This is a genomic window from Pyxidicoccus sp. MSG2 (assembly GCF_026626705.1).
In the GTDB taxonomy this organism is placed as follows: Bacteria; Myxococcota; Myxococcia; order Myxococcales; family Myxococcaceae; genus Myxococcus.
Genome location: NZ_JAPNKC010000001.1, coordinates 1,588,515 through 1,602,493, shown reverse-complemented (window position 1 = coordinate 1,602,493; position 13,979 = coordinate 1,588,515). Strand labels below are relative to the sequence as shown.

The window sequence follows — 13,979 nt, the reverse complement described above, 5'->3', positions numbered from 1 at the left end:
GGACGTGGGGTGTCATCCCCACTGGAAGAAGGGGGGCGGCTTGAAGGGGGCATGGCTTTTCCCCTACCGTCGCGTTCCAAGTGCCCATCGGCCGTCCGGCCGCTGGCCCGACAGGAGACTTCCGCCGCAATGCCCCCGTCCGCCAAGCCGTCCACGCCCGCGCCGGCCCAGGAGCTGCCCGCGCCCTCCTATCCCGCTGTCGAGTCCCTGCTCGAGGCGACCCCGGCGGAGGAGGTGCGCGCCTTCTTCGCCCCCGTGAAGGCCGGCCTCGCCGAGCTCAAGGGCCCCAAGGTGGAGCAGGGCAAGAAGGTGCAGGCCGCCGTTGCCCACACGGAGGAGCTGCTGGAGCTGCTGGTGGAGACCCGCGAGCGGCTTCTCGCCGAGGCCAAGGGCGGCAAGGGGCGGCGCTAAGCGCTTGGAATGACGGGGGTTTTCAAGCCGCCCCGCTTTATTTGGGTGGATCAGGAAACCGCCGGGCCCCTGGGCCGATAATCAGTAGGAGAGCATCCGGAACATCGGGGATCTCTACCCTTTTCGCTGGCGGCAGCGCCTGGAGGAAGCAATGGCGAAGATCGACAACATGATGGGCCCGAACGTGCGTCTCTCGACCAACATGACCACGTCGCGGCAGACGCCGCAGACGGGCTTTGGAGCGCGGCTGCAGAACGGCCTCAACAGCGCGGCGAGCGCTGTGGGCACGGGCGTCGGCGCGATGGCGGGCATGCTCCCGGGCGGTTCGATTGTCTCCGCCGCGGTCTCGTCCATGCACACCTTCTCCAGCACCAGCGGCTCCGGCATGGCCGGCGCGCCGTACGCCGGTGTCATGGGCACGGCGGTGGCGCCGATGGGTGGCGGCTCGGCCTCGATGATGTCCGGCGTCGCCGGCGTCGGCGGTGGCGCGGCGGGTGGCCTGGCCGGCACGCCGTCGGTGGGCGCGAGCGGCGGCGCGAGCGCCACGGACACCGTGAACGGCAACTTCTCGCTGAACAAGATGGCCGAGGAGAACAGCAAGCTCCTCAACCTGCAGGCCGCCATCCAGCAGGAGTCGCAGACCTTCACCGCGATTTCCAACGTGATGAAGTCGCGGCACGATTGCATCAAGAACTCCATCGGCAACGTCCGCTAGTCTTTGGCGGGCACCAGGACGGCAGGGAGGGGAGCGGCGCCGCTCCCGTCCCCGCCGGACGCGGAAAGGAAGAGCGAAGTCCATGGCGGAGAGCTCGGAGATTGCGAACAGCCTCGTCCCCGTCGGTCGTCGGCAGGCCATGGTCCTGCTGGAGGCCGGCTACCTGTGGCTCGACATGGGCCACTTCGACAAGGCTCGGGAGATCTTCGCCGGGGCCGCGGCGCTGATGCCGAAGAGCGAGGTTCCGCAGCTGGGGCTGGGCGCGCTGGAGTTCGCGCAGGGCCGCCACGACAAGGCGCTGCAGGCCTACCGCTCGGCGCAGCGGCTGGCGCCGCAGTCCGCGCTGCCTCGCGCCCACGCGGGCGAGGCGCTACTGTTCATGGGAAAGGTGCCGGAGGCTCTCAAGGAGCTGAAGGCGGCCATGGACCTGGAGCCGGACGGTGATGGCGCGAAGCTGGCCCAGTCGCTCATCCAGGCGAAGGAGGCGGGTGTCCTGCCTCCTGCGAAGAAGTAGACGACGGGAGGAGAAGGCGATGGCTGTCGGTGGAGTGGGACGAGGGGGAGGGAAGGGGCGTGCCGGTGGCGCGAAGGGCGCTGCTGGCGCCGCGCCGGCGGCGGGCTCCAGCTTTGGCGGCAAGGTGGACAAGGCGGAGTCTCTTGTCGGGCCCTCGGGTCTGGTAGGCTCCAGCAATGTCCAGGGCCCCCAGGCGGCGGACCCGGTCGCCGCGCAGGCGGTGGCCATCGCCCGGAAGCTGAAGCAGGGGGGCTTCAAGAGCAAGGAAGAGGCGACGAAGGCCCTCGTCGCCGAAATCCTGAAGGAGAAGCTCCGCATGAAGTCCTCCTCCCTCACGAGCAAGATTACGGACGCGCTTCAGGATGATCCGCGGCTGAACCAGGTTCTCGAGCGGCTGTGGTCCAAGGCCGAGTGAGCTGCGCTTGGCTCTGGGCGACGACAGGAAGGTCATCCTCGAGAAGTACGGGCCCTACGTGCGCTCGCTGGCGGCGACCGTCCGCAAGCAGTTCAACGCCCAGCTCGAGCTCGATGAGCTGGTGGCCTACGGGCAGATAGGGCTGCTGGAGGCCGCGGAGCGGTTCGACCCGAAGGTGGGAGCCAACTTCCTTACCTTCGCGCACTACCGCATCAAAGGTGCCATCTTCGACGGGCTGAGGAAGATGGGGGTGTTGCGGGGCTCGGACGCGCGGACGGCGTTCGCGGGGGAACGGGCGGCGGCATACCTGGGCAACCTCGCCGACCGCGAGTCGGGGACAAGCAACCGGGGCAGCTCATTCGACGATGATGTCAATGACATCTCGGATGCGGTGGCCGGGCTCGCGATGGTGTTCGCGTCGAGCATGGAAGGGGCGGACACGGCGGGCTACAGCGACGAGTCGCTGCCGGTGGATGTACGGATGGAGCTGGAGCAGACGAAGAATCGGGTGCGGGCGGCGATAGAGAAGCTCCCGGAGAAGGAGAAGAAGCTTCTTCAGGGCTACTACTTCCAGGGCAGGACGCTGGAAGAGGCCGGGGCGGAAATTGGGCAGTCGAAGAGCTGGGCGTCGCGGCTGCATGCGCGCGCCATTGACCGGCTCAAGGAACTTTTGAACGAGGAGGAGGAACTGCCTCCTTCCCCGACGGATGCAAGGAGGGTCTCAAATGGCGGGTCCGATGACCGGGGTCTCCGCGGCACAGGTGGCGCAGCAAAAGCTGCAGGACCAGGGCGCCCAGCAGACGAACAAGCAGGGCGCGTCGAAGTTCGACGGAGTTCTCGCTGACAAGGCGCAGGGCGCGGGTCAGGTGGACCAGGCCCAGGGCGTGAACAAGGCCCAGGCCGCCCAGGCCACCCAGAAGGCGGACGCCGTCCGCCAGGTGGAGACCGTCAACAAGACGGAGAAGGCCGCCCTCAACAAGGTGAGCGGCGCGGGCCAGGAGCCGATGACGGCCAAGGGCGCCGAGGCCGTGGCCGCCAAGCCCGAGACGGCCAAGACGTCCAAGGCCGGCGACATGATGACGCAGGTGATTGGCGACCTGGAGAAGGGCCAGGGCAACCTGGAGAAGATCATCTCCCAGGCCTCCAGCGGGAAGCAGTTCTCCAACGCGGAGCTGCTGTCCCTCCAGGCGTCCATGTACCAGTACACGCAGCAGCTGGACCTGACGAGCAAGGTGGTCGAGAAGGCCACCACCGGCCTCAAGGACGTCGTCAAGACGCAGGTCTAGTCACTCACCCACCGGCCAGCCTGGCGGCGCCTGTGAAGGGCGGCTCCTCCCATCGGGAGGGGGCGCCCTTCCGCGTTTTCCGGGGGCCTAGTAAGCTCACCGCGCCCATGATTCGCCGACCGCACGCGTTTGCCGCCCTGCTCCTCGCCCTCGTGTTCACGACGGGCTGCCACATCGAGCTCCAGCACGAGCTGACTGAGTCGGACGCCAATGAAATCTACGTCCTGCTCAGCAAGAACGGCATCAACGCCAAGAAGGAGAAGGAGGAGGGCGGCAACGAAGTCCGGTTCATGATCACCGTCCCCAAGGCGGACGCCGCGCAGGCCGCGGAGCTGCTCAAGCTCAATTCGCTGCCGCGCCCGGTCGAGAAGGGCCTGGCCCACTTCGCCAAGGGCAGCATGGTGCCCACCGCCACCGAGGAGCGCGCGATGCTGCTCAAGGCGCTGGCGGGCGAGGTGTCCAACGCGCTCAATCAGATCGACGGCGTGCTGGAGGCGCGCGCCATCGTGATGATTCCGGAGAACAACGACCTGACGCAGCCGGAGAACAAGCCGATGCCGTCCGCGTCGGTGTTCATCAAGTACCGGCCCCTGGAGGGCGGCAAGCCGCCCATCACCGAGGCCGTGGTGCAGAAGTTCGCGGCCACCGCGGTGCCGGAGCTGAAGCCGGATGCGGTGACGGTGCTGATGACGCAGGCCCTGCCTCCCTCGGCGGAGACGGACGCGGAGAGCCGGCTGCAGGACGTGTTGGGGCTGCGGATGACGGCGGCCAGCGCGGGCCAGTTCAAGGTGATGTTCGCCGGGGCCTTCGGCCTGGTGCTGGTGATGATGGGATTGGCGGCGTGGACCTTCATGCGCTCCGGCTCCAGCGCCCCCGCGGCGCGCGCCGGGGCTCGCGGCCGCGGCCGGCCTCCGGAGGCCTGACGCGCGGGTCCTTCCCGGCGCGTCAAGGCTTCCTCCCCCCTCCCAGCGGGCGGCCGTGAGCCCGCGAGGTGACGTTTGGACTCGTTCTTCACCTCGCTCAACAAGCGCCAGAGCATGCTGCTCCTGACGGCCGTGACATTCGGCGGTCAGGACAGCCTCGGCGCGTTGGAGCACCTCCCGGAAGAGGAGTCCGCGCTGCTGCGTCACCGCGCGCAGGAAATCCTCCAGATTCCGCGGGAGAAGCGCATCCCCGCGCTGGTGCAGGAAATCAAGCGGCTGGTGAAGGACCGGCGCGGGCAGCTGTGGAGCGCCGAGCCGGAGCGACTGGCGGCGCTGCTGCAGCGCGAGCGTGGGGCCCTGGTGGAGGTGGTGCTGCGCGCGCTGCCGGGCACGCTGGCGGACGCGGTGCGCACGCACCTGCCGCCCACGCGCGTGAAGCTGACCCGCGAGGTGCGGCCCCAGGTGCTGGACATCGTCCGGTGGAAGCTGGAGGAGGTGCTGGCGCGCGAGGCCGCGGCGCAGCAGGCCGCGGGCTTCAAGTTCTCCGACGTGCTCCAGCTCCAGCAGCGCGAGCTGCTCACCGTCTGCGACAGGCTGGGCGCGCGCGTGCTGGGGCCGGCCATGGCGGGCCTGCCGGACGCGGAGCGCGAGTCCCTCTTCGAGCCGCTGCCGCCCGACCTGCGGCTGCTCGCCAACAAGTCCGTGGCGGCCAACGCCCCGCGCAAGCTGCCGGAGGAGGACGCCCGCGCGCAATTGGAGGTGCACGAGGGGCTGAAGAGCCTCGCGGGCGCCATCCGCAGCGCGGGCGTGCAGCGGCTCGCGCGTGCGTGCGTGGCGCAATCCCCGGAGTTCGCCGCGCGCATGCTGGAGAAGTACCGCGGCGAGTTCGGCGCCCTCATCGCGAAGTGGGTGCGCGAGGAGCGCATCCGCCCCACCGCCCGGGGTGATGGCGGCCGCACCGACATCGTCATGGACCTGGAGCGGCTGGCCACGCGCGGCCTCCTCGAGCGGCCGGTGCGCCTGGCGTCCCAGCCGCCCCCGCGCCAGTCCGCGATGCTTCCGCCGCCGCCCGGTGCGCGAAAGGCCGCGGCGGCGGCGCCCTCCCGGGCCGCCCCGGCCGCCCCACCCGAGGCCCGCCCGGCGCCGCGCGCGTCCATGGCCGGCCCCGCCGCGTCCCGGCAGGGGCCCGCCGTGCGCCGCGACATCATGGCCGAGCGCGCCGCCCGCAACGCGGGGGCCCTCACCAACCGCGAGGGTTCGCGCGTGGCACCCGGACCGAAGAAGCCCGGCGAGCCGGGCGGCTCGGCCGTGCACCGGGTGCCGCCCCGCCGCGAGTCCTCCATCGCGGCTCCCCCTGGCCGCCGCGAGCCCGGCGCGCCGGAGCCCCGGCCGTCGCGCCCCGTGCGGGCAGACCCCGAGGGGGCACGCATCGGCCCGCCGCCTTCGCGCCTGGGCCAGCGGGACGGCCGGCGGCCCGAGGACCCGGAGACGAGCCCCGAGCCCGGGCGGGAGCGCTCCCGCGTCTCGGGCGGCGAGTCGCGGGTGCAGTCGCGCCCCCCGGAGGAGCTGTCCCGGGCCTCGCGGGTGCGTCCCCGGCCGGAGCCGGAGCCCGAGCCGCGCCGCTCCCGGGACGCGGGTGATGATCCAGAGGGCTCGCGGGTGTTCCGCTCGCGGGGCTCCGTGCCCCGGGGACGGGGTGCGCCGGAGGAGTCCGCGCCGGAGCGGCCTCCCCGGGTGCTGGCCGGGCGGGCACCCACGTCTCCCGGCCAGGGCGCCGCGTCCGCCCCCCGGGGGGAGGGGACGTCGGTGCAGCGCCGCCCCCGCTCCCCGTCCGGAACCGACCGTCCGGTGCCTCCGGGCGCGGGTGGGCGTGGACCGAAGGGCGGAACGCGCTAGCATCCGGGCCCCAAGGAGCAGTCCATGGCTATCGGCAAGGTGATCAAAGGTGACGGGACGGCGGAGCCGGGCCTCGCGTCGGAGCGGCCCGCGCTGAGGCCTCCCCGCGCCGGCGTGATGAACGCCGAGGTCTTCGAGGCCCGGCAGGGCGCGCAGGCCATCCTCGAGGATGCCCAGCGTGAGCGGGAGCGCATCCTCGCCGAGGCCCAGCGCGAGAGCGAAGACCAGCGGGCGAAGGCGAGGGATCAGGGCCGCCAGGAGGGCCTGGCGCAGGCCACGGAGATCATCCTCCGCGCGAAGATGCAGGCCGGCGAGCTGCTCGGCACCTACGAGAAGGACGTCGTCGCGCTGTCCCTGCGGATGGCGGAGAAGATCATCGGCCGGAGCCTGGAGAAGGACCCGGACCTGATGGTGGAGCTGTGTGCGTCCGCCATCGAAAACCTGCGCAGCGCGCGGGCCATGGTGCTGCGGGTGCACCCGAAGACGGCGGCGGTGCTGCGCGCCAAGAAGCCCGTGCTGATGGAGCTCATCGGCCGCGCGGTGGACCTGGCCATCAAGGAGGACCCCGAGGTGGCCCCGGTGGGTTGCATCGTCCAGACGGAGTTCGGCACGGTGGACGCGCAGCTGCCCACCCAGCTCGAGATGCTCCAGAACGTCCTCCTTCCGGACCCGAACGGCCGGAAGGAAGGGCCGGCCTGAGAGGGAGGGGCGACCATGGCCTTGGACCTTTCGCGCTACTTCGACCTCATCAAGGAAGCGCAGTTGGTGCGCGTCCGGGGCCGAGTCACCGAGCTGACCGGCCTCATCATCAAGGCCAGCGTGCCCAACGTGCGCGTGGGCGAGCTGGTGCTCATCAAGACCCGCAACCGCACCGCGGTGAAGGCGGAGGTGGTGGGCTTCCAGGGTGATGAGGTCATGCTCATGCCCCTGGGCGAGCTGCACGGCATCGGCCCGGACAGCGAGGTGGTGCCCACCGGCAAGCCGCTGAGCATCAAGTGTGGCGAGGCGCTCCTGGGCCGCGTCCTCAACGGCATCGGTGAGCCCATGGACGGCAGCCCGCTGCCGACCGAGGGGCTCATCGACTGGTCCGTGGACCGCGACTGCCCGGACCCCTTCACCCGCCAGCGCATCGAACGGCCGCTGCCCCTGGGCGTGCGCTGCATCGACGGGCTGCTCACGGTGGGCGAGGGCCAGCGCGTGGGCCTCTTCGCAGGCTCCGGCGTGGGCAAGTCCACGCTGATGGGACAGATAGCGCGCAACACCAAGGCGGACCTGTGCGTCGTGGCCCTCATCGGCGAGCGTGGCCGCGAGGTGCGCGAGTTCATCGAGGACGCCATGGGCGAGGAGGGCATGAAGCGCTCCGTGCTGGTGTGCGCGACCTCGGACCAGCCCAGCCTCGTGCGTCTGCGCGCCGCCTACGTGGCCACGGCGATTGCGGAATACTTCCGAGAGCGCGGCGGCAACGTGCTCTTCATGCTCGACACCGTGACGCGTCTGGCCCGCGCCCAGCGTGAGATTGGCCTCGCCGTCGGTGAGCCCCCGGCCCGCCAGGGCTACCCGCCGAGCGTGTTCTCCATGCTGCCGCGCATCCTGGAGCGCACGGGCAACTCACTGAAGGGCAAGTGCACCGCCATCTACACCTGCCTCGTGGCCGGCGGTGACATGGAAGAGCCCATCGCCGACGAGGTCCGCGGTATTCTCGACGGCCACTTCATCCTCAACCGTGCCCTCGGCGAGCGCAACCAGTGGCCCGCCATGGACGTGCTCGCCAGCCTCAGCCGTGTGATGAGCGGCATCGTCAGCAAGGAGCACAAGAAGGCCGCGGGCACGCTGCGCGAGCTGCTCTCCACGTACGAGAAGCAGCGAGACCTCATCCTCCTGGGCGCCTACCAGTACGGGACGGACCCCCGCACGGACCGGGCCATCGACAAGTACGACGCCATCATCGACTTCCTCAAGCAGGACACCCACTCGAACTCCGAATTCGAGGATACGGTGGCGCAGCTCATCGCCCTCTTCGAGGAGTGAGCCGGGGGGGCCAGGCCCCGGGGGCAGGGGTGCGCGGCGGGAATTCCGGGTTAGGATGGGGGCACAATGCCCCCGTACCGGTTGCAAGCCCTGCAGGACATACGCGCCCGGGCCAAGGAGGAGGCCGAGCAGGCCTTCTCCGCCGCCATCAAGGCCCTGGAGAAGGAGAAGGCGGAGCTTCAGCGGCTCATCGACGAGCTGGAGCGGCGCAAGCGCGAGCGCAAGGCGAAGGTGGCCGCCTACCTCAAGGAGGTCATGGCGAAGGGCGCCGGCATCAACGGCATGAACATGATGAGCCGCTTCGAGGAGCGCCTGAAGGACGAGGAGGCGCAGGTGGCCCTGGAGGTGGAGCGCCAGAAGGAATCGGTGAAGGTGGCCGAGAAGCTGGTGGAGAAGCGGCGCCAGGAAATGGCGGACGCGGCCATGGAGCTGAAGGCCATCGAGAAGCACAAGGAGAACTGGCAGAAGCAGGTGAAGTACGAGCGACAACAGCGCGAGGAGCTGAACCAGGAGGAGATTGGCAACGCCTTGTTCCTGGCTCGGCAGCGCAAGTAACCTGCCGCCACCCCACCCCTCGGGAAAGAAGTCATGAGCCGAGTCGACGACGACCGCGAAGCAGCGCGCCTGGCCGAGCGCATCATGCAGGAGAAGAAGCTCGCCGAGGGCCAGGCGAAGAAGCGTCAGGAGGGTGCCACCGCCTTCCAGAAGCTGATGCAGCAGCCGCAGGCGCAGACGCCCGCGGGGCCCCAGACGCCGGCGCAGCCCCAGGGCAACCTGGGCCGCTCCGTGCTGGCCAAGGCGATGCAGCAGGGAAAGACCTTCGGCGAGAAGCTGCAGCAGCCGTCCACGGGCGGCGGTGAGGCGGCGAACCAGGCGGGCCGGCGCGCGGACGCGGGCGCGACGGAGGCCCGCTCCGGCTCGCGTGCGTCGGACGCGAAGGAGACCAAGCGCTCCTCGGAGCTTCGCGACAAGGACATGAGCAGCGCGGAGTCCGCCCTGGGTCAGGTCAACTCGGAGAAGGGCGCCGCCATCCGGGCGGACGCCGACGCGGGCGGTGGCAAGGGCAGCGGCGGCGGGGGCGGGAAGGACAAGAAGGAGGGTGGGGGGACGGAGATGGGCCCCGGCTTCCGCTTCAACCCCGCGCTGATGGCGCCGGTGCCGGTGGCCAAGCCCAAGGACACGGCGGGCTCCGAGCGGCTGCGCGCCCTGGCCAGCGAGATTGCGCAGAAGATTGTCGACCGCATCCGGGTGGGCACCAACGCCGCCGGCAACGCGGAGTTCCAGATCGACCTGCGCGGCGACGTCATGGGCGGGATGTCCATCAAGGTCAGTGCGAGGAACGGGAAGATTTCCGCCACCTTCAGTGGCTCCAACCGCGAGGTGCTCAAGCAGCTGGAGGAGCACAGTGACGGCCTGCGCACCGCCCTGGGTGGCCGCGGCCTGAGGTTGGAGGACCTGAAGTTCGAGGCGAAGACATGAGCATGGAGCCCGACGACGACGGGCCCGGAACGCACGAGCGGACGATGCTGGTGGATGTCCGCGAGCTGCGCATCCGCCCGGAGCGTCCACCCGAGCGCCCGGAGCGTGCTCCCGAGCGTCCGGAGCGCGCACCGGAGCGTCAGGAGCGCGAGCCCTCGCGGTACGAGCGCGTGCCGGAGCGTCAGGAGCGGGAGCCCTCGCGGTACGAGCGCGTGTCGGAGCGTCAGGAGCGCGAGCCCTCGCGGTACGAGCGCCAGCTGCCGGAGCGGCCCCCGAAGCCGGAGCGGCCCTGGCGTCCGTTCATGTTCCGCAACCTGGAGAAGGTCTCCCGGGCGCAGGGCATGCTCGCGGAGCGGCTGCGCTGGCTGACGCCCGCGCAAGGGTCGCTCTCCGGGGTGGCCACGCGGCTCAAGGAGCTCTTCGACGCCCCGGTCAGCCTGTCGCTGGAGTCCGTGCAGGTGCGGCCCATGGCCGAGCTGCGGCGCTTCCTGGGCGACCCCACGTTCCTGGCGGTGCTGGCGCCGGGCGCGCTCCAGGGGCGGGCGGTGCTGGAGGTGGAGCTGGCGCTCGCGCACGCGGCGGTGGACATGCTGCTGGGCGGCGCGGGCGAGATGGTGGGTTTGAGGCCGCTGACGGACATCGAGGAGGGCGTGATGGGCTACGTCGTCCTCGAGGCCCTCAAGGTGCTGGTGCCCGCGCTGCAGCAGGCGGTGCCCCGGCCCCGGCTGGACGGCGTGGCGCGGGGTGTGGACGAGGTGTCCGCGCGCCTGGGCGACGACGGGCCCATGCTGGCGGTCCACCTGCACGCCACGCTGGGGCCGCATGGCGGCATGGTGCGGCTGGTGGTGCCCGCGGCGGTGCTGGAGGCGGCCGAGCCGGTGGTGGAGAGCGCCCAGCGTCGCGCCCGGCTGAAGGCGGACCTGGAGGCGAATGCCAGCCGGTTGTCCGCGGTGCGCAGCTGGCTGCGGGCGGAGATTGGCACGGCGGAGATCTCCGCGCAGGACCTGTCGAGCCTGCGTGTGAAGGACGTGCTGCTGGTGGACGCGCTGTCGGCGCGGCCGGACCGGGGCGAGCCCGGCACGGCGCAGCTCCGGGTGGGCTCGGGGCGGGCGGGCCGCGCGGACGCCGAGGTGTTCATCGAGAATGGACGCTACCGGGCGCGCATCACCGAGCTCGTCTCCGGGGAGCCGGGCCACCCGCGCTCGGCGGGGGAAGAGGGCTCGGGGGAAGAACCAGAGGACTTCACCAACCCGGAGCTGGACATGCCTCCGGAACTGGAAGGGGCGGCCTTGGACGAGTTGAACAAGCCGGACGGAAGCGACCTGCTCGGCGATGTGCCCCTGCAGATTGCCGTGGAGCTGGCGCGCGTGCCCGTCACTGCGCAGCAGGTGGTGGGGATGCGGGCGGGCCAGGTGCTCGAGCTGAACCGCGGCCCGGGCGAGCCGGTGGAGCTGTCCGTCAACGGCAAGGTGGTGGCCCGGGGCGAGCTGGTGGAGGTGGAAGGCCAGCTCGGTGTGCGCATCATCGCCCTGGCGGGGTAGAGCCCCTTCTGGGAGAGAGCAGGCGAGCAGTCGGGCGGGGCCCGTGGCGGTCCTCCGGCCGATGAACTAGCCTCGCTCCCAACCATGGCAGTCCTCCGCCCCCCTCTCATGCGCCTGCTGCTCGGTGCCGCGCTGGTGCTCACGGCGCCCACCGTCCTGGCGCAGGCTCCGTCCGCGCCCGTGCCGCCCGGTGGCAACGCGCCCGTCGCGGAGTCCGCGAAGGCGCCGCCTCCCGCGACGGCTCCGTCCGCGCAGCCCGCTTCCGCGCCGGCGCCCGCCGCGAAGCCGGTGCCCGCCGCGGCCGCCCCGACCGAGCCCGCGAAGGCCGCGCCCGCCGCCGTGACGGATGGCGCCACCCCGGAAGCGAAGGCTGCGCCCGCTCCCGCCGACGCGTGGGAGGACCCCACGGTCGACCCGTCCATCGACGCGACGATGGGGGCAGCGGAGGAGCCGGAGAGCCTGGGCTGGACGCTCGTCCGGACGTTGCTGGTGCTGGGCGCGGTGGTGGCGTCCATCTACCTCACGCTGAACGTGGGCCTGCGCCGGTTGATGGGGTTGCAGGCGATGGCCGCGGGCCGTCAGCCGCTGGTCTCCGTGGTGGAGCGGCTGCCGTTGGACCAGCGCCGGAGCCTCTTCGTGGTGAAGGCCGCGGACGAATATCTCCTGGTGGGCGGCGGCGAGGCCGGTCTGCAGTTGCTGTCGAAGCTGGATTCGGAAGCGGTGGAGCGCATCCGTGCGCAGCGCCCGCAGACGAACGTGGTCCCCCTGAGCCCCTTCCTCCAGAAGCTCCTCTCCCGCCGCTCCGGCGGCTCGCCCTCCCAGCCCCCCGGCGCCTGAAGACCTTCCCGTGCACACCCCGCTCTCTGCCCGCCCCCTCCTTCCGCGCATCCCGCCCTGGCTGTTCGCGGCCGCGGTCTCGCTCAATCCCCTCATCGCGCTCGCCGTGCCGAAGAAGGGTGGCGCCGCCCTCCCTGACGCCGTGGCCAACGAGGCGGTGAACAGCGACTCGTTCACCTCTCGCCCGCTCATCCTCATCCTCGCGCTCGCCGCCATGGGCCTCGTGCCCTTCGCGCTGATGATGGTGACGAGCTTCGTGAAGATTTCCGTGGTGCTCTCCATCGTCCGCTCGGCGCTGGGCACCCAGCAGATTCCGCCCACCCAGGTGATTACGGGCCTGGCGGTCATCCTCACCGTCTACATCATGGCCCCCGTGGGTCAGGAGATGTACCGGGCGGCGGGCGTGGACATCTGGTCCAAGGGGCCCGGCGTGTTCTCCTCGGAGACGGTGGGAACGATGCTCGGCGCGGCCGGCAAGTCCAAGGAGCCGCTGCGCGCGTGGCTGATGAAGAAGGTCACCAACAAGGACCGCTCGCTCTTCTTCAACCTCGCCAAGAAGATGCGCAAGGGCGAGGACCGCGACGCCGTGCAGAACGATGACTTCATGGTCATCATCCCGGCGTTCGTGGTGTCCGAATTGAAGGAGGCCTTTCAAATAGGCTTCCTCCTCTTCGTCCCATTCATCGTCATCGACATGGTGGTGGCCAACATCCTGCTGGCGCTCGGCATGCACATGCTGTCGCCCACGACCATCTCCATGCCGTTCAAGCTGCTCCTCTTCGTGCTCGTGGACGGCTGGTACCTCATCGCCAAGGGCCTGGTCGTCGGTTACCTGTAGGAAGGCGCCCCCATGAATCAGCTCACGTTCATCACCCAGGAGGCGCTGTTCCTGGTGCTCGTCGTGTCGGCGCCGCCGGTCCTCACGAGCCTCCTGGTGGGTTTGCTCATCTCCGTGTTCCAGGCCACCACGCAGATCCAGGAGCAGACGCTCACCTTCGCGCCCAAGGTCGTCATCGTCTTCGGCGTGCTGGCCCTGACAGGGCCGTGGATTGGCAGCCAACTGCTGCGCTTCACCTTCCACGTCTTCGACAGGTTCCCCGCGCTCATTCGATGAACGCCGCGGACCTCGTCACGGATCTGGCCGCGAAGGCCAACCTCTCCGCCGTCATCTTCACGGTGGCGCTGCTGATGTGCCGGCTGATGCCGGTGCTCATCTTCAGCCCGTTCCTCGGCGGCGAGGTCGTGCCCACCGAGATGAAGATGGGCGTCGGCCTGACGCTGTCCATCGTGCTCTTCCCGGTCATCGAAGGCTCCGTGAAGACGATTCCGCTGAGCGCGCTGCCGTACATCGCGCTGATGGCCAAGGAGGTCTTCATCGGCTTCTCGCTGGCCTTCATCATCAGCTCCGTCTTCGAGGCGGCGCGCGTGGCCGGCACGCTGGTGGACACCATGGCGGGCAGCAACAACGCCCAGCTCTTCGTGCCACAACTGGGGCAACAGGTCTCCCTCTTCTCCAACCTCAAGGTGCAGCTCGCGGTGGTGCTGTTCCTCACGCTGGACGGGCACCACCTCGTCATCCAGGCCCTGGCCGACAGCCTCGTCTTCGTTCCGCTGGACGCATTCCCCCGCTTCAGCCAGGGGCCGTGGCCGTACTTCGACCTGCTCATCCGCGTCTTCGCGGACATGCTGCGGGTGAGTCTGGCGCTGGCCGCACCCGCCATGCTGGCCACCCTCCTCACGGACGTGGCGCTGGGCGCCATCAACCGCGTGGCCCCCCAGATCCAGGTGTTCTTCGTCTCCATGGCCATCAAGCCGCTGGTGAGCGTGCTGCTCGCCTTTCTCGTCATCAGCGCGCTGCTGGCGCGCATGCAGGACGAGATGAAGGGGATGCTGGTGATGGTCCACAACGTCCTGCGGCTCCTGACCTGACCTTC

The 13,979-nt window shown here is 70.3% G+C and carries 17 protein-coding genes; all 17 read left to right on the top strand.

All coding sequences use genetic code 11. The features are described 5' to 3' along the window. The first annotated feature begins 129 nt into the window (after positions 1–129). Complete coding sequence (locus tag OV427_RS06615) at positions 130–411, top strand: hypothetical protein (RefSeq protein ID WP_267855257.1); 282 nt, start codon at positions 130–132, stop codon at positions 409–411. Positions 412–562: 151 nt separating this feature from the next. Then, the gene (locus OV427_RS06610) at positions 563–1,126 is read left to right on the top strand and encodes a hypothetical protein (protein WP_267855256.1); all 564 of its coding nucleotides are present in this window, start codon (positions 563–565) and stop codon (positions 1,124–1,126) included. An 82-nt stretch (positions 1,127–1,208) separates the two neighbouring features. Continuing rightward, positions 1,209–1,640: a tetratricopeptide repeat protein gene (locus OV427_RS06605; RefSeq protein WP_267855255.1), complete on the top strand. Its 432-nt coding sequence runs from the start codon at positions 1,209–1,211 to the stop codon at positions 1,638–1,640. Positions 1,641–1,659: 19 nt separating this feature from the next. Further along, on the top strand, positions 1,660–2,055 hold the full coding sequence (locus tag OV427_RS06600; protein ID WP_267855254.1) for a hypothetical protein: 396 nt from the start codon (positions 1,660–1,662) through the stop codon (positions 2,053–2,055). Positions 2,056–2,062: 7 nt separating this feature from the next. After that, the gene (locus tag OV427_RS06595) at positions 2,063–2,899 is read left to right on the top strand and encodes a sigma-70 family RNA polymerase sigma factor (RefSeq protein WP_267855253.1); all 837 of its coding nucleotides are present in this window, start codon (positions 2,063–2,065) and stop codon (positions 2,897–2,899) included. Continuing rightward, positions 2,817–3,341, top strand: coding sequence for an ATP-dependent helicase HrpB (locus OV427_RS06590; RefSeq protein ID WP_267855252.1), 525 nt, complete (start codon positions 2,817–2,819; stop codon positions 3,339–3,341). Before OV427_RS06595 ends, OV427_RS06590 begins: the two co-directional genes overlap by 83 nt. A gap of 107 nt (positions 3,342–3,448) precedes the next feature. Beyond that, the gene (locus OV427_RS06585; RefSeq protein ID WP_267855251.1) at positions 3,449–4,264 is read left to right on the top strand and encodes a type III secretion protein; all 816 of its coding nucleotides are present in this window, start codon (positions 3,449–3,451) and stop codon (positions 4,262–4,264) included. A 75-nt stretch (positions 4,265–4,339) separates the two neighbouring features. After that, entirely contained in the window at positions 4,340–6,160 is a 1,821-nt protein-coding gene (locus OV427_RS06580) for a hypothetical protein (protein WP_267855250.1), read from the top strand. 24 nt (positions 6,161–6,184) lie between these two features. Next, entirely contained in the window at positions 6,185–6,859 is a 675-nt protein-coding gene (locus OV427_RS06575) for a FliH/SctL family protein (protein ID WP_267855249.1), read from the top strand. Between the two features lie 15 nt (positions 6,860–6,874). Further along, positions 6,875–8,188, top strand: coding sequence for a type III secretion system ATPase SctN (gene sctN / locus OV427_RS06570; protein ID WP_267855248.1), 1,314 nt, complete (start codon positions 6,875–6,877; stop codon positions 8,186–8,188). A gap of 66 nt (positions 8,189–8,254) precedes the next feature. Then, a complete protein-coding gene (locus OV427_RS06565) occupies positions 8,255–8,743 on the top strand; it encodes a flagellar assembly protein FliH (RefSeq protein ID WP_267855247.1) in 489 nt (162 codons plus the stop codon). 33 nt (positions 8,744–8,776) lie between these two features. Continuing rightward, complete coding sequence (locus OV427_RS06560) at positions 8,777–9,667, top strand: flagellar hook-length control protein FliK (RefSeq protein WP_267855246.1); 891 nt, start codon at positions 8,777–8,779, stop codon at positions 9,665–9,667. Then, positions 9,664–11,208, top strand: a complete 1,545-nt coding sequence (gene sctQ / locus OV427_RS06555; protein ID WP_267855245.1) for a type III secretion system cytoplasmic ring protein SctQ — start codon at positions 9,664–9,666, stop codon at positions 11,206–11,208. Before OV427_RS06560 ends, sctQ begins: the two co-directional genes overlap by 4 nt. Positions 11,209–11,292: 84 nt before the next feature. Beyond that, the gene (locus tag OV427_RS06550; protein ID WP_267855244.1) at positions 11,293–12,045 is read left to right on the top strand and encodes a FliO/MopB family protein; all 753 of its coding nucleotides are present in this window, start codon (positions 11,293–11,295) and stop codon (positions 12,043–12,045) included. 10 nt (positions 12,046–12,055) lie between these two features. Then, positions 12,056–12,883: a type III secretion system export apparatus subunit SctR gene (sctR, locus tag OV427_RS06545; protein WP_267855243.1), complete on the top strand. Its 828-nt coding sequence runs from the start codon at positions 12,056–12,058 to the stop codon at positions 12,881–12,883. Positions 12,884–12,895: 12 nt separating this feature from the next. Then, positions 12,896–13,159, top strand: a complete 264-nt coding sequence (fliQ, locus tag OV427_RS06540) for a flagellar biosynthesis protein FliQ (protein WP_267855242.1) — start codon at positions 12,896–12,898, stop codon at positions 13,157–13,159. Continuing rightward, positions 13,156–13,974, top strand: a complete 819-nt coding sequence (locus OV427_RS06535) for a flagellar biosynthetic protein FliR (protein ID WP_267855241.1) — start codon at positions 13,156–13,158, stop codon at positions 13,972–13,974. The genes fliQ and OV427_RS06535 overlap by 4 nt, the downstream gene beginning before the upstream one ends. Positions 13,975–13,979 lie beyond the last annotated feature (5 nt).

What these genes read in the sequence shown, in the direction of transcription:
- OV427_RS06565 (WP_267855247.1), top strand. Translation starts at nt 8,255, where the DNA reads ATGCCCCCGTACCGGTTGCAAGCCCTGCAGGACATACGCGCCCGGGCC.
- fliQ (WP_267855242.1), top strand. Translation starts at nt 12,896, where the DNA reads ATGAATCAGCTCACGTTCATCACCCAGGAGGCGCTGTTCCTGGTGCTC.
- OV427_RS06560 (WP_267855246.1), top strand. Translation starts at nt 8,777, where the DNA reads ATGAGCCGAGTCGACGACGACCGCGAAGCAGCGCGCCTGGCCGAGCGC.
- OV427_RS06600 (WP_267855254.1), top strand. Translation starts at nt 1,660, where the DNA reads ATGGCTGTCGGTGGAGTGGGACGAGGGGGAGGGAAGGGGCGTGCCGGT.
- sctQ (WP_267855245.1), top strand. Translation starts at nt 9,664, where the DNA reads ATGAGCATGGAGCCCGACGACGACGGGCCCGGAACGCACGAGCGGACG.
- sctN (WP_267855248.1), top strand. Translation starts at nt 6,875, where the DNA reads ATGGCCTTGGACCTTTCGCGCTACTTCGACCTCATCAAGGAAGCGCAG.
- OV427_RS06535 (WP_267855241.1), top strand. Translation starts at nt 13,156, where the DNA reads ATGAACGCCGCGGACCTCGTCACGGATCTGGCCGCGAAGGCCAACCTC.
- OV427_RS06550 (WP_267855244.1), top strand. Translation starts at nt 11,293, where the DNA reads ATGGCAGTCCTCCGCCCCCCTCTCATGCGCCTGCTGCTCGGTGCCGCG.
- OV427_RS06615 (WP_267855257.1), top strand. Translation starts at nt 130, where the DNA reads ATGCCCCCGTCCGCCAAGCCGTCCACGCCCGCGCCGGCCCAGGAGCTG.
- OV427_RS06610 (WP_267855256.1), top strand. Translation starts at nt 563, where the DNA reads ATGGCGAAGATCGACAACATGATGGGCCCGAACGTGCGTCTCTCGACC.
- OV427_RS06575 (WP_267855249.1), top strand. Translation starts at nt 6,185, where the DNA reads ATGGCTATCGGCAAGGTGATCAAAGGTGACGGGACGGCGGAGCCGGGC.
- OV427_RS06585 (WP_267855251.1), top strand. Translation starts at nt 3,449, where the DNA reads ATGATTCGCCGACCGCACGCGTTTGCCGCCCTGCTCCTCGCCCTCGTG.
- OV427_RS06605 (WP_267855255.1), top strand. Translation starts at nt 1,209, where the DNA reads ATGGCGGAGAGCTCGGAGATTGCGAACAGCCTCGTCCCCGTCGGTCGT.